The organism is Desulforhopalus singaporensis, assembly GCF_900104445.1.
In the GTDB taxonomy this organism is placed as follows: domain Bacteria; phylum Desulfobacterota; class Desulfobulbia; order Desulfobulbales; family Desulfocapsaceae; genus Desulforhopalus_A; species Desulforhopalus_A singaporensis.
This window is the reverse complement of sequence record NZ_FNJI01000023.1, coordinates 56,201-69,987: the sequence shown is the minus strand read 5'-3', so window position 1 is coordinate 69,987 and position 13,787 is coordinate 56,201. Positions and strand designations below refer to the sequence as shown.

At 52.8% G+C, this 13,787-nt stretch carries 9 protein-coding genes; 3 read left to right on the top strand and 6 right to left on the bottom strand.

What is annotated here, in order from left to right; genetic code table 11:
• The first annotated feature begins 425 nt into the window (after positions 1 to 425).
• Positions 426 to 1,037, top strand: a complete 612-nt coding sequence (locus BLQ17_RS15090; protein WP_176761260.1) for a Fe-Mn family superoxide dismutase — start codon at positions 426 to 428, stop codon at positions 1,035 to 1,037.
• 70 nt (positions 1,038 to 1,107) lie between these two features.
• On the opposite strand, the gene BLQ17_RS15085 is transcribed toward BLQ17_RS15090, so the two are convergent.
• The 3 genes from BLQ17_RS15085 to BLQ17_RS15075 all read right to left on the bottom strand — a co-directional run bounded on the left by BLQ17_RS15085 (position 1,108) and on the right by BLQ17_RS15075 (position 6,000).
• Positions 1,108 to 2,838, bottom strand: coding sequence for an aldehyde ferredoxin oxidoreductase family protein (locus BLQ17_RS15085; protein WP_092224316.1), 1,731 nt, complete (start codon positions 2,836 to 2,838; stop codon positions 1,108 to 1,110).
• Between the two features lie 50 nt (positions 2,839 to 2,888).
• Positions 2,889 to 4,280: a putrescine aminotransferase gene (locus BLQ17_RS15080; RefSeq protein ID WP_092224315.1), complete on the bottom strand. Its 1,392-nt coding sequence runs from the start codon at positions 4,278 to 4,280 to the stop codon at positions 2,889 to 2,891.
• Between the two features lie 127 nt (positions 4,281 to 4,407).
• Positions 4,408 to 6,000: a Na+/H+ antiporter NhaC family protein gene (locus BLQ17_RS15075; protein WP_092224314.1), complete on the bottom strand. Its 1,593-nt coding sequence runs from the start codon at positions 5,998 to 6,000 to the stop codon at positions 4,408 to 4,410.
• A gap of 411 nt (positions 6,001 to 6,411) precedes the next feature.
• Between BLQ17_RS15075 and BLQ17_RS15070 the strand changes: the two genes are divergently transcribed.
• Positions 6,412 to 7,077, top strand: coding sequence for a TetR/AcrR family transcriptional regulator (locus BLQ17_RS15070; RefSeq protein WP_176761259.1), 666 nt, complete (start codon positions 6,412 to 6,414; stop codon positions 7,075 to 7,077).
• A 154-nt stretch (positions 7,078 to 7,231) separates the two neighbouring features.
• Here the strand turns inward: BLQ17_RS15070 and BLQ17_RS15065 are convergent, their stop codons facing one another.
• From BLQ17_RS15065 to BLQ17_RS15055, 3 genes are all read right to left on the bottom strand, one after another.
• Complete coding sequence (locus tag BLQ17_RS15065; RefSeq protein ID WP_092224310.1) at positions 7,232 to 9,013, bottom strand: aldehyde ferredoxin oxidoreductase family protein; 1,782 nt, start codon at positions 9,011 to 9,013, stop codon at positions 7,232 to 7,234.
• A 169-nt stretch (positions 9,014 to 9,182) separates the two neighbouring features.
• A complete protein-coding gene (gene gabT / locus BLQ17_RS15060) occupies positions 9,183 to 10,490 on the bottom strand; it encodes a 4-aminobutyrate--2-oxoglutarate transaminase (protein WP_092224308.1) in 1,308 nt (435 codons plus the stop codon).
• A 507-nt stretch (positions 10,491 to 10,997) separates the two neighbouring features.
• Positions 10,998 to 12,827, bottom strand: a complete 1,830-nt coding sequence (locus BLQ17_RS15055; RefSeq protein ID WP_176761258.1) for a sigma 54-interacting transcriptional regulator — start codon at positions 12,825 to 12,827, stop codon at positions 10,998 to 11,000.
• Between the two features lie 117 nt (positions 12,828 to 12,944).
• Here BLQ17_RS15055 and BLQ17_RS15050 point away from each other — a divergent pair, with 117 nt between their 5' ends.
• Positions 12,945 to 13,778 carry a class I SAM-dependent methyltransferase gene (locus tag BLQ17_RS15050; RefSeq protein ID WP_176761257.1) on the top strand — a complete coding sequence of 278 codons (834 nt, stop codon included), beginning with the start codon at positions 12,945 to 12,947 and terminating at the stop codon, positions 13,776 to 13,778.
• Positions 13,779 to 13,787 lie beyond the last annotated feature (9 nt).

The following is a 13,787-nucleotide window of genomic DNA, read 5'->3' as shown; positions in this document are numbered from 1 at the left end:
CAGAGGAGGTGTCGATGACAGGTGATGATGTTCCCGAAGCAGTTGGGTCGAATTTTGGGAGCTGACTCGTGACATCCCTCGTGCAACAGAGGCGTCAGGTTAATGAAAAAGAATAAGGTCTGCATTGAAAGAGTCAATATTACGATAGTTATTCTTACTTGCTCGGCACCCGTCGGGGGAGGAATATCGCCGCCTGATTGACCGGGGGATGAATCCGTCTTAGCGTTAACTATGCGGCAGGATGACAGCGGCTAACGTGGTCGGACCATTGCCGATTTATATTACTCCAGTAACGGCAACACGAAAGATCCGAAGCTTGCCCGGCTGCGACTATCGCAGTTATCCGCGGGCCGCAAAAGGATAAGCCGGTCTCTTGACGTTACGGCCGGTGTACCTGATAACCGCAAGTTTACCGTGAGGAAAATATAATGGAACATAAACTGCCCGAACTCCCGTATGCATATGACGCCCTGGAGCCGTTCATCGACGCGCGTACCATGGAGATCCACCATACCAAACACCACCAGGCGTATATTGCCAATCTCAATGCAGCGTTAAAAGGCCATGACCGGCTGGCCGCATATGAGGTTGAGCATCTTGTCGCCAATCTTGATGAAATTCCGGAAGAAATCAGGGCGGCTGTACGAAACCATGGCGGCGGCCATGCAAACCACAGTTTTTTCTGGCCGATGCTTAAAAAAGGCGTAGAACCGAAAGGACCGGTGCTTGACGCCATCAATAAAGATTTTGGTGGTTACGATGCTTTTAAAACAACATTTTCCGATGCTGCCGCCAAGCGTTTCGGCAGCGGCTGGGCGTGGCTTGTTGTCGGCAGCGGCGGCGGGCTCGAGATCGTCTCCACCGCTAATCAGGACAGTCCTCTCTCGCAAGGGAAAAAACCGGTGCTCGGAATCGATGTGTGGGAACACGCATACTATCTGCTCTACCAGAACAGAAGACCCGATTACATTGCGGCCTTCTATAACGTGATCAACTGGGACCGGGTGAACGATAATTTTGTTGACGCCCGCAGCTGACGCAACCGGCCTGGAAAGCCTTCGATGTGGCTTTCCAGGCCGCTATGGGAAAAGCGGTAAGACGTGAGTGTTACAGGTCGCTAAAAGTTGAATCCAGTTCCTCGTCGCTGATTTTTACCACCACATTATAGGGCGGCAGCTGTTCGTTGTAGAACATGGGCGGGAGCCGGTCATCCTGTCTCGTAAGGCCCGCATTGCGGTTAAACTCAAGCTCGGTTTTAATGACCCTTGTGCCAAGCTCGGTCCACTGTTGGGCAGAGAACTCCTGCCCCAGTTTGGCGCTCATCATATTCATCAGGTTGTCGAATCCACCTTCTGCAGCGAGCCCGGTCTGGGCAAAATCACAAAGCCCGACGGTGTCGATTGCCGCCATATGGATCTGGGTGTTGCGAGATATTTCGACTTGTCCTTCGGATCCGTGCGGGTCGACCGTACCGCCGAAAGCCTCCAGGTTCTGGTCGACCACCCAGCCTGCGGTGTGGTCGGCACCCATGGGCGTAGTCGAGTAGGTGACCGACATGCCCTGGATTGCCCTTGGATCATAAGCGGCAATACTCTGCCCTTTGACGGTCGGTACCCGGCTGTGACTGAAGTGTCGGCCCACCGCATCGGGGCCGTTGCCGATCAGGGTGCCCATTTCGGTTCCTGTCGCGACCTCCTCAACCAGCCTAATCGCTTTTTCACCGTCGCCGAACTCTCCGTAGCCCGCATCGAACGCCACCGCTATAGCGGTTCCGGTATTGATCGTATCCAGTCCGATGTCGTCACAGAGAAAATCGAGCCGGGCAATGGCGTCGATATCGTCGTTGCCGATCATTCCGCCCATCGACCAGATGGTTTCATATTCAAGAGAAGAGGTGACATACTCTCCCTTGCTGGTGACGAATTCATTGGAACAATCGATGATGCACTGGCTGCAACCCTTGTGCCTGGTCTGGCCGCCCCTTTCCTCGATGATTTTGGCAATGGCCTCGCCGCTGATTTTTTCAACACCCTCGAACTGGCCCAAGGTCGCATTCCTGGTGGGAAATGCGCCGGCAGCGTTGATCGGTTCCACCAGGACCGCTGTGCCCAGTTGGGGGAGTATCTCTCCGCTGAATTCATCGGTCTTGACATCTTTTGCATATTGCTTCGAGGCTTTTTTAAAACGGTCCAGGTCGACAATCTCCGCGGGAATTCTACCCTTGCGATTGACGATGATCGCTTTAAGCCCCTTTGCTCCCATGACCGCACCAAGTCCGCCCCTGCCGGCGGCACGGCACGGCCTGCCGTCAAAATCGGTGGATTGTATCGACGCCGACAACAGCTTGCTGTCGCCTGCGGGTCCGATGCAGGTGATGCTGGTATCGGTGCCGAAATCGTGCTGGAGCCTCCGGGTGAGATCATAGGTCCTCATGCCCTTGAGGTCGTCGGCCCGGATCAGGTTGGCACTGGTGTCGTCCTGTATGTTGAGCACAAAACAGCTGTCAGCGTCTGCCTGTCCTTCGATGATGATCGCGCAGATACCAAGAGTTGCCAGCGAGAATGCGACCGTTCCGCCGACATTGCTCTCTTTGATGCCGCCGGTCAATGGACTCTTGGAGCCTACCGAGAGACGGGAGGTGTTTATCAGGGAGGTGCCGGAGAAAAATCCCGGGGCAAATATCAGCTTATTGTCCGGTCCCAGGGGATCGGTCGTGGCCAGGACTTCATCGTTGATGAAAATCGAGGTCAGCGCCCGTCCGCCCAAGGTCTTGTATTGTGGCGCCACATCCTGCCAGAGAACCGTCTCATCGGTCATGTTCACTCTTAGAAACTTCATATCTTCACCGCTTTTGCTTTGAGTTTTATCTTAAAATTTTGGCATAGCCGTTATTCAAGGTTTTTCAAGGTGTCCTCGAGGCGCTCGAGCACTTCGTCAATCAAGGTGTACGGGATATTGAGAGCCGGCTCGATTCGTATGGTCTTGGCGTTGTTGAGCGTGCCGGCGGTGAGTACGCCTCTGGAGAAAAGTCCTGCGGCAACTTTGTAGCCGATTTCGTCATCGGGAAATTCCAACCCCAGCAACAGTCCGCGTCCCCTGATTTCAGAAATAAGTCCCGGATATTTTTCCTTCATGGCCGAGATTCTGGTCTTTATGTATTCTCCTTTTTCAGCGGCTTGTCCGGCAAGGTCTTCTTCCAGCAACACGGTTACCTGGGCCAGGGCAGCAGCACAAGCTATCGGGTTTCCGCCGGTGGTGGTTGTATGCATAAACGGGTTGGGTTCCATGCATTTCCAGATTTTTGCCGTTGAGAAGAATCCCGACATGGCGATAACCCCGCCGCCGAGGGCTTTGCCGAAACACATGATATCGGGGGCCACGCCCCAGTGGTCGACGCCGAATATCTTGCCGGTACGGCCAAACCCGGTCTGCACCTCGTCGGCGATGAGCAGTACCTCGTATTTATCACAGATTTGACGAAGCCTCGGCCAGTAATCATCCGGCGGTTCAATGGCACCGGCTTCCCCCTGGATGGGTTCGACGATAACGCCGGCGATGTCGTCACCAACCTCTAAAGCATGTCTGATACTCTGCTCGACCGCGTCGGCATCGCCGAAAGGAACCTGCCGGACGCCGTTTAACAGCGGCAGCAGCGGTTTTCGGTATACCGCTTTTCCAAGAAGGGAAAGCGCTCCCAGTGATTTACCGTGAAAACCCTTAAGGGTGGAGATGAAGCCGCTTTTCCCGGTATACAGCTTGGCGAGTTTCATGGCTCCGTCTACCGCTTCGGTTCCGCTGTTCGCAAAAAAGCCGTACTGGATGTCACCCGGAGTTAATTTGGCGATGACTTTTGCAAGCTGGGCACGAAGCGGATCGAGCATTTCCTGACTGTATTGCGGGCTGCGGTCGAGCTGCGCTTTGGCGGCGGCGACAATTTTCGGATGCCTTATCCCGGGAGAATAGAGGCCGAAACCGCCCAGTATATCAATATATTCCCGTCCCATGACGTCCTGCAGTACCGATCCTTCGCCCCTCCAGTCAGTTAAGGCGGCGTCCTTGGTCTCGGTTACCGACTTGCGATATTCGAGAAAACCTTTGTTGAGGTGGTCTGCAAAGTTCTGATATGTCGATTTTGCTATCCAAAAACGTTCCTCGTCGGTGACTTCCGCTTCCGGGGTCTTGATGAGGTCCACCATTTTCTGGGCTTCGCTCAGCGCTTCTGCTATATTTCTGCCTGACGGTATTGTGTTTGTTGTAGGTGTGTTTATTGCCTTTGTCATGTGAAACTCCTTTGAAAAGTTGGCTTGCACCGTTTCAGGTCCGCCGAATCGTCCTGGTTGCGGCGCCCAAAAAACGGTGCGTTATTCTCTGTTACTGTCACTGCCGGTATAGCCGGCGCTTGATTTTTTATTCCTGCACCGCTTCCATCAGAGGCTGCATGTTTTCCTCTGTCCTGGCAACATCTTCGGTCTCGCCGCCCCATATCTTGTGGAGGATGACCAGGGAACCGAAAAACAGGACCATGGTTGTTATAAACGGAATGACGAAACTGTGGAGGATGCCGGCCAGGAGAAAGCCGATACTGGCAGAAGCTGCCACAGTTACGGCATAGGGCAGCTGCGTCTTGACGTGGTCGAGATGGTTGCAGGCTGCTCCGGTTGAAGAAAGTATGGTGGTGTCGGCCAGCGGTGAACAGTGGTCGCCGAAAACTCCCCCGCCGAGAACCGCGGCGATGCAGGCCGGAAGATGAGCGCCGGTGGCCAATGCCAGCGGTACAGTAATCGGGATGATGATTGCGAATGTTCCCCAGGAGGCTCCTGTGGAAAAAGCAGTAAAACAGGCAAGTCCGAAGATGAGCAGCGGAATCACCTCGCCGGGCAGGCTGTCGGCGAGCAGGGTGGCCAGGAAATCACCGGTTTTAAGTTCTTCGCAGATGCCGCCGATGGTCCACGCCATGGTAAGGAGGCAGCAGGCGAAAAACATCGATTTCATACCAACCACCAGGGCTTCCATGGAGTCGGTGATGGTCACCGAGTTGTGCAGCCGGTAGGTGACGATTGCCACCAGGATCCCCAGGAAGGTTCCGTAAATAAGCGACGATGCGGCATCGGTCTCGTTGAACGCCTGACTCAGGGTAACTCCTTCATTGAAGTATCCGCCGGTCTGGAGCATGAAAAATATGGTGGCGCCAAAGAGGGTTATGATCGGCAGAATAAGGTCGTATACTTTGCCGTGTTTGGATATGACCATGTCTTTGAAATCATCGTCGGAGGTCCCGGAGGAGCTGTCGTCATAAGTGCGGCCCGTTGTCAGGGTGCGTTTTTCGGCCCGGGCCATGGGGCCGAACTCCGTCTTGGTGAAAATGATGATCCCGACCATCAGGATTGCGGTCCAGGCGTAGAAATTATACGGAATAGTCGACAGGAATACCCCGAAGGCCGGCTCTTCCACTCCCGCTGCTTCGTATGCTCCGGCAATAAGGGAGACGACGTAGGCGACCCAGCTTGAAATAGGCGCAAGAATACAGACCGGTGCGGCGGTCGAATCGAGGATATAAGCGAGTTTCTCCCGGGAGATCCTGAACCGGTCCGTCACCGGTCGCATGACGGAGCCTATGGTGAGGCTGTTGAAGTAATCGTCGAAAAATACCAGGATCCCCATTATCCATGTTGCCCCCTGGGCACCTTTGCGGCTGGAGATTTTCGACGCGACCCATTCGGCAAACGCGCGGGAGCCGCCCGACTTGTTGAGCAGGCCGACGAGGCCACCGAGCAGAACGACAACCACGATGACACGGATATTCCACTCAGCATCGCCGAGTTTTGTTGCTATGATTTCGATGGTTTTCATCAGGGCATCGATGGGGTTGTACCCTGATAGGACCAGCGCGCCGGAGAAAACCCCGACTAAAAGAGACAGCAGCACTTCCTTTGTGGCAATTGCAAGAATAATTGCAATCAGTGGCGGTAAAATAGCTAACCAACCAAAAGTCTGTTCCATAACAACCCTCCTCCATTGGTGAAAAACCAAAAAAGCTACAGCTGATTTCAGGTTTTCCCGTCCGGTGATGAAAATACCGGGCGGGTGCTTTGTGGAAAACTCCCCCCAAATGAAGCGAAAAGCTTCCCTCCACTTCTACAATGCAGCGGCTAAAGGCTTCGGTTGCTGTTTGGGCATCCGAAATCACAGATTTTATATATAGCTGAGTCGCGGCGGGCATCATCTATTGTTATGCCAGTCCGTGACCGGTTGATTATGTGTTACCTGTCGGGTGCTCCTTGTTGAAAATCCTGACCATTATTTAGATTGACTATACGTTCATTCAGCGAATGATGATTGACTATACGATGGTTCAGTGTTAATGTCAAGCGTGAATTTTTAAGATACTTTTCAATGAAACCAGAGATACTCATGCCAGCAAGGAATCAGACAACATCCCGCTCCCGCCAGAAACAGCTCACCCGTCAGAAACTGCTTGATGCTACTATAGAAATTATTGCCGATGAAGGTCTTTCCGGGGTCACTTTGGCCAAGGTGGCACAGCGAACCGGATTGTCGCGGGGAATATGCAATTTTCATTTTGAGACCAAGGAGCATCTGATGCACCAGGCCTTTCGCATGCTCTACCGGGAGCATGAGTGTGCCTGGCGGAAAGTGCTGGCCGATAAAAATGAGAGTCCTGAAGCAAGGTTGACCACATTTATACGAACCCTGCTGCTGCCACCCATCGCCGATCACAAGAAACTTTCGGTATGGATGGCGTTCTGGGGTGTTGCTCCCCACCGGAAGACCTACCTCGAAATAGGCGAACGTATAGACCGCGAGTATGAACAGGCCGTGGAAGGTCTGTTGCGGGAGATCTCAGGAGGAGATGAAGTTGTTCACGGCATGACGCTGCACGACATCGCGATAACCCTGACCTGCATGATTGACGGGTTCTGGGTCAACTACCTGATTTCGCCTAAATGTCTTGCCCCGGAAAATGCGGTGGAATCGTGCCGGATTTATTTGAGCAGGTTTTTCCCGTCGCTGGGTTGCTCCGGTCCGAGCCAAGGGGAGTGGGGGCCGATCGGTTGAGTGGGGGCGGCCCCGATAAGCGGTGAAAATATAAATGGCGCCGCTTTTTCAGCTGATTGAAAGCGGCGGCGCTGATAAATATTGCGTGCAAGCGATCGGTAAGAACCGATGGCTGTTCCCCGGCAGGTCCAGCCATCGATGTGAGAAAAAACGATTATCCGGCAATAGTGTCTTTTGCCGGGGTCCCGGTTTCGTCCCAGCCCCGCAGCCGGTAATAGTCGGCAAGCATATATTCCATTTCATCTGAGGTGAGCGATTTTCCTGAAGGCAGAGGTTCGTTGTGGAACCGTTCGGGAAGGAGATCGTCTTGTCTCTGCAGACCTTCGCGCAGATTGAAGGTGCGGGTCATGTCGACGATGTTTCTGGCGATTTTTTCCAGGTCGTCCCGGCTGGCTGGCTGGCCGGTCACTGCGTGAATCGCTGTTTCCAGTTCTTCCCAAGTGTAGAGATCACGGTAAAACCGGCACAGGACGAGGGTGTCGAAAATGTTGAGTCGGTCTTCATACTCAATAAGCATTTCCGCCTTGTTCTCAGTCTGTTCAGGTGGAATAATCCCGGAAAGCTCTGGCTTGTAGAAAGTGGTTCTCAGATGGCATGCTCCCCTTGGGGAGGTGCCGAAGGTGAGTCCCATGCCCTTAAGTGCCCGGGGATCATATCCTGCCGGCTCCATACCCTTTACGTGGATGGCGATATCCTCAAGGCCCCAGGTGCGAGACGCGGTTATGATGCCGTCTGCGAGAACTGCGCCGATACCTTCTCTGGCCGCTATCATTTTGATAAGTGCAGCGATCTGGTCGACATTGCCGTATTCAACCGTAAAATCGATTTTTCCCCTGTTGCTGGCCTCAATGGCCAACCCGCAGAGATTTCCGGCGGTAATGGTGTCCATTCCCAGCCGGTCGCACAGATCGTTGAGATAGGCGATTTCCGCCATATCCTCAACCATGCAAAGACCGCCGAACGAATAGATGGTTTCGTATTCCGGGCCTTCTATCTTCAATCCCTGGTGGCGGCCTTTCTTGATTTTTGCCATTCTGCCGCATGCCATGAAGCATTTGGCACAGGCGTGGGGCTTGATTTCGTGGTCCGCATGGTACCGCTCGCCGCTTATCTTTTCAAAGTGGTCACAGCTGCCCTGCTGCCAGTATTTGGCAGGAAAGGCCCCGGCGGTATTCATCAGCGAAACCATGACGGTGGTGCCAAGCTTCTTGTACGTTTTAACCCCGGGATGGTCGCTGTTTCTGCTGGCAAAATCCTTTGCATATTGGGCTACGCCATCGGCGTCAAAATATTTCCTTTTCCGGTCTCCCTGGAAAACGATGGCCTTGACCTGCTTCGATCCCATAACCGCGCCGCCGCCGGTTCTGCCGGCACAGCGCCATTTGTCGTTGGCGATCAGGGCGAATTTTACCAGGTTCTCCCCGGCTCGGCCTATCGTTACCGCCCCCGGTTTCCGGTAGCCTTCGCTGTTGGGGGCAAACCTTGCCACCGCTTGTTCTTCTGCACTAATCGAATCGGTTCCCCACAAATCTCCGGCATCGTGGAAGAATGCACCTTCCGGGGTGATGGTGAGGACGGTCGGACGATCAGCTTTACCGACGAGGATGATTGCATCAAACCCTGCAGAGTCGATCGCTTCGGGAACTTTGCCGCCAGAGTAAGATTCGGCATAAAGGCCGGTGAGTGGAGATTTGGTATACACGCCATATCGGCTGCCGCCCCACAGACGACCCCCGCAGAAAGCGCCGGTTGCGAAGATGAGATGATTGTCTGGTGAAAGCGGGTCGACTCCCGTCCTGTTGCGCTCAAGCAGCAGGTGTGTTGCCAACCCTTTGCCGCCGAAACACTGGGCAATGGTCTCATCCTCTACCGCTTCTATGGCAAAAGATCTGTCAGTGAGATTGACAGTTAAAATACGGTTGTAGTATCCAAACATTCTTTCCCTCGATAATTGTTATTCGTTTGATTTTAGGTTGCTGGCAACTCAGCCGGGTGTTGATGCGGTAACATGCAACACCCGGCAGCTCAGCTGCGCTGTCGATTGGCAAGCCAGTTGTTCTCAGCCCATACAGCTTGTGCGGAAGCACGGGCCGGCTCGCCGGTTGTCAGCTGATGGCGGTCAATCCATTGTCAATAATCTCAAGTCCCTTCGCCAGTTGTTCATCGGTAATGACGAGAGGCATCAGGAATCTGATGACATTTCCATGGGTACCGCAGGAGAGCAGGATCAGGTTCCTCTGCAGGGCGAATTGTACCAGCTGCTTGGCTTTTTCAGGTGCCGGGGTTTTCGCATCCCTGTCGGAAACAAGTTCCATGGCTATCATCGGTCCAAGACCACGGACATCGCCAATGATGGCATGTTTTTCCTGGAACGACTTGAGGGTTGAGTGGAGCTGTTCTCCCAACTTCTTGGCCTTTTCAAGGAGATTTTCCGACTCGAATACATCGAACACCGCCAGGGCCGCTTCACAGGCCATGGGGTTGGCGCTGTAAGTCCCGCCGATGCCAAAAGGATGTACCGAATCCATTATCTCCTTTTTGCCGACTACGGCACTGATAGGCATGCCTGCGCCGAGGCTTTTGGCAACGGTGGTGATATCCGCTTCCACGCCGTAATGCTCCATGGCGAACATATACCCGGTCCTGCCTATGCCGGTCTGTACCTCGTCGGCGATCATGACGATGGAGTTCTTTTCGCAGATCTCCTTCAGTCTCTTGAAATATTCTTTAGGCGGCGCGATAAAACCTCCTTCTCCCTGTACCGGTTCGATGATAATTGCTGCAGTCTGTTCCGCTCCGACGTAGTCGATGAAAAATTCCTCCAGGTGATCGGCGCAGGCCAGGTCGCAGCCGGGGTATTCCTTGGAGAAGGGGCAGCGGTAGCAGTTGGCGTAGGGCATGCGGTACACTTCGGGGGCAAACGGTCCCAGACCGTGTTTATACGGTTTTACTTTGGAGGTCAGCGACATCCCCATCAGGGTACGGCCGTGAAAAGCGTTTTCAAAAGCGATTATGGCCGGCTTCTGGGTATAGTACCTGGCAATTTTTATAGCATTTTCGACTGCTTCTGCGCCACTGTTGACGAACATGACACTTTTTTGAGAATCTCCGGGGACCGCTTCCGTCAACTTTTCCGCAAGTTTGACCGGGGATTCGTACGGGGCTACCATAAAACATGTGTGCATGAATTTTTCCGCCTGATCGCGTACCGCCTTGACCACCTTGGGGTGTGAATGGCCGACATTCATCACCGCGATGCCACCGGCAAAGTCGATATATTCGTTTCCTTCCACATCGGTGATTATGGCTCCCTGGGCGTGGGAAACGTATCTGTCAAGACCGCTGCCGAAGCCTTGGGCGATAACTTTGGTACGTCGTTCGTGGAGAGCCGAATTGGTTTGTGCTTTTGTCATTTTTTTACTCCCGGTTGGTTTGAATTTTAGAAATAGGAGAACCTCGCTTGGTATCGATACAGCAATAACGATACCAAACGGGCTGATTGTTTAAAAAACACCTATATACAGTTGGATATAGCGAAATTGCCGGTGGTTTGTGAATGCGCGGTCTGATGCAATGTTGCATCTTGTGTGTTTAACAGCTTGAAAGTAAATAAAAAAGTGATTGATGCGGAAACGCATCTTGGAGTGTTCGGCGCGAGGGGAGAATGGGGTGTTTGCGGTTTTTTAAAAAATTATATTGTCTTTTTGGCGGGTTGCTCAGTTTTTAAAAGTGATGGAATCTGTTTAATAAAAACATATCGCTACGACAGTTGAAGAAATAAGCGGTTTTTCTTAAAGTTTTGATGCGGTGTTGCATCAACCGACAGGAGGTGACGATCGTCAGCACCCTTGGTTATATATGCAATTTCTTGCGGGTATTGTCAGGTTGTCGGAGCCTTTTGGCGGATTGTTTTTCGGGGACTACAGGCCATGTTTTTGGAGCTTTCTCACCACGGTCGACTGGTTGATGTTGAGGAAGGCCGACATTTCCCTGGTGGTCTTGCAATGTTTTCTGGCTGTCAGCAACAGCTGTCTCTCCACCTGGTCAAGTGTTGCCGGCAGGTCTATGTTGTGTAGGGATTGCGGCAGGTTAAAAGAAGGCAGCTGGGGGTCTTTGCTGTCCTCCGTGCTGGTGAGGTAGCTGTCAAGGTTGTCGTCTTCGCTCAGCACCACCCCGTTTTCGATGATATTTTTCAGCTCGCGGACGTTTCCGGGAAAGGAGTAGTTCGTCAGTTGCTTTACGGCATTGTGGCTGATCCATTTGGACCGGTTGTATTTTTTGTTGTATTTCTGCAGGTAGAACCGGACTAGTCCGGGGATGTCATCCTTTCTTTCGCACAATGACGGTATCTCCAGCTTGAAACTGCTGAGCCGGTAATAGAGATCTTCCCGGAACAGGTTTTGTTCCACCAGCTCCGGCAGGTCCCTGTTGGTGGCGGAGATGGTAGCGCATTCCACATGTATCGATTTTGTTCCGCCAAGACGTCTGAATTTCTTGTCGTCCAGGTACTTCAGCAGCTTGGTCTGAAGGTTCAGCGGCATATCGCCTATTTCGTCGAGAAACAACGTGCCCCCCTGGGCCAGTTCGAATAACCCGACTTTGCCGATTTCCGCCGCTCCGCTGAAAGCGCCTTTTTCAAAACCGAAAAGTTCGGCTTCAAGAAGATTCTCCGGGATCGCCGCGCAGTTGATTTCAACAAAGGGGTTGTTGCGCCTGATGCTGTTCTGGTGTATCGATTTTGCCAGCAACCCCTTGCCGGTGCCGGAAGCTCCGAGAATCAGAATGTTTGATGCGCCGATGTGGGCAAGTTTTAAAGATTTTACCAGAATCTGTTTCATCAAGGTGCTTTCGGTGATAATCGCGTTGTCCTGGAGTTCGCGCCGGGTCTGTTCCGATAGCTCCTCCTTGAATTTTTCCGTCAGCTTTTTGTGCTGTTCGAACTGGTCCCGCAGGTTTTCCAGCTCGGTCATATCCCTTTCGTTGACAACAATAAGGGCTATGTCGCCGTTTTCGTCCCGGGCGGGGGTCCCGGTGCAGAGGAGCACTCGGTTCGTCTTTTTTATCTGCTGGACAATTGTTTCCTGGCTGCCGCTGGCAAGGACCTTGGTTGTCACCAGCTGGTCGAAATTTTTGTTTTCAAGAAGCTCGGCGACGTTTTTACCGATCACATCCTCTGCCTTGATGCCGTTGAGCTTTTCCGAGGCGCCGTTGATGGTGACGACGTTGCCCCGGGAGTCACAGACCCATATGCCGTCGGAAGAGGCGCCGATAATGGTCTCCAGCTGGCGATTTAATTTTTTGTATGAGGCGGATTTCCTGGCAAATATTTCCAGGGTTTCGGCAATCTGAAAGTTGAGCACCACCCCTATGATACTCTGGCGGTGTCGTATTGGGTTTGCATGGATGACCAATTGGTCATGATTTGTCTTAATGGTCTGGTTGGTAAGGGATACGCCCTGTTTGAGGCACGCTTTTACAATGGGTTGAAATAACGGGAGAACCTGGAAAATGCTCTTTCCGGTTAAGTCGTTACCGCCGATGTTCAGTTTTTCTTTGCATCTGCGGTTGATGTGGGTGATAATCCCATCGGCGTCGGTGGCGATGATACCGCTGCTGAAATGCTCGATGATCTCTTTTTCGTTGATGATTTGGGGCAGGCTGTTCATCGGTTTGGCTTGTTCGTACCTTTTATTGCGCGACAGTTTGCGTCTGGTGCTATGAAAAAACAGGGGCCGGACTTCTGGTATCAATACACGAACCTGAGGATCTTTACAACAGCGCCGTGATGTTTGGTAATATGCTGACTGACGCCAGCAATGAATTATCCGGCCCAGGAGTGGCAGAGGGAAAAACAGCAGGGGGCAAAAATGATTACACCAAAGGAACAAAGCGTTGTCGACCATTACACCAACGGAGAACTGCTCAAAGCGGTAGAGGGGGCGGTGGGACTACTTGGCAAAAACGAGACCACTATCAGTGCAAAAGAACTGGCCCCGGTGGACGAGTTTCATGTAGGTGGACGAATTGCTACTGACAATCTGCTTAAACAGCTTGATTTCTCGGAAAAAAACCATGTCCTCGATGTGGGGTGCGGGCTGGGGGGAGTCTCCCGCCATGTTGCCGAAAAATGTGGCAGCCAGGTCACCGGGATCGATATGACCCAGGAGTATATCGAGGTGGGGAATGTGCTGAGCCGATGGCTGGCACTCCAGTCCAAGGTTTCGCTCTGCCATGGCAATGCACTTGCGACACCTTTTGGCAATGAAACTTTCAGTGGGGCGCTGATGGTGCATGTTGGAATGAATATTGGCGACAAGGCCGGGTTGTTCAGGGAGGTATACCGGCTGCTGCAGCCCCGGGCATTGTTTGCGATTTACGACGTGATGCTGGTGGGGGAAGGGAAACTGGACTATCCTGTTCCCTGGGTAACCGACAAAAACAGTGATAATCTGGCAACGCCCCAACGGTACAGGGATTGTCTGGCTGACGCGGGCTTTCACGTTGTATCGGAAAATAATCGCCGGTCGTTTGCACTGGAACTGTTTGCCAGAATGCGCGAAAAAACAAAGACGAGAGAAAAACCGTCGCCCCTCGGGCTGCACACCATTTTCGGCAAGAACACCGGTGTTAAAGTCAGCAACCTGATGAAAGGGGTAGAGCGCGGGGTGATCGCTCCGGTTGAGATCGTCGCGCAAAAATAACCGGTGACG

What these genes read in the sequence shown, in the direction of transcription:
- BLQ17_RS15085 (WP_092224316.1), bottom strand. Translation starts at nt 2,838, where the DNA reads ATGAAGTTTCTAAGAGTGAACATGACCGATGAGACGGTTCTCTGGCAG.
- BLQ17_RS15080 (WP_092224315.1), bottom strand. Translation starts at nt 4,280, where the DNA reads ATGACAAAGGCAATAAACACACCTACAACAAACACAATACCGTCAGGC.
- BLQ17_RS15075 (WP_092224314.1), bottom strand. Translation starts at nt 6,000, where the DNA reads ATGGAACAGACTTTTGGTTGGTTAGCTATTTTACCGCCACTGATTGCA.
- BLQ17_RS15070 (WP_176761259.1), top strand. Translation starts at nt 6,412, where the DNA reads ATGCCAGCAAGGAATCAGACAACATCCCGCTCCCGCCAGAAACAGCTC.
- BLQ17_RS15065 (WP_092224310.1), bottom strand. Translation starts at nt 9,013, where the DNA reads ATGTTTGGATACTACAACCGTATTTTAACTGTCAATCTCACTGACAGA.
- gabT (WP_092224308.1), bottom strand. Translation starts at nt 10,490, where the DNA reads ATGACAAAAGCACAAACCAATTCGGCTCTCCACGAACGACGTACCAAA.
- BLQ17_RS15050 (WP_176761257.1), top strand. Translation starts at nt 12,945, where the DNA reads ATGATTACACCAAAGGAACAAAGCGTTGTCGACCATTACACCAACGGA.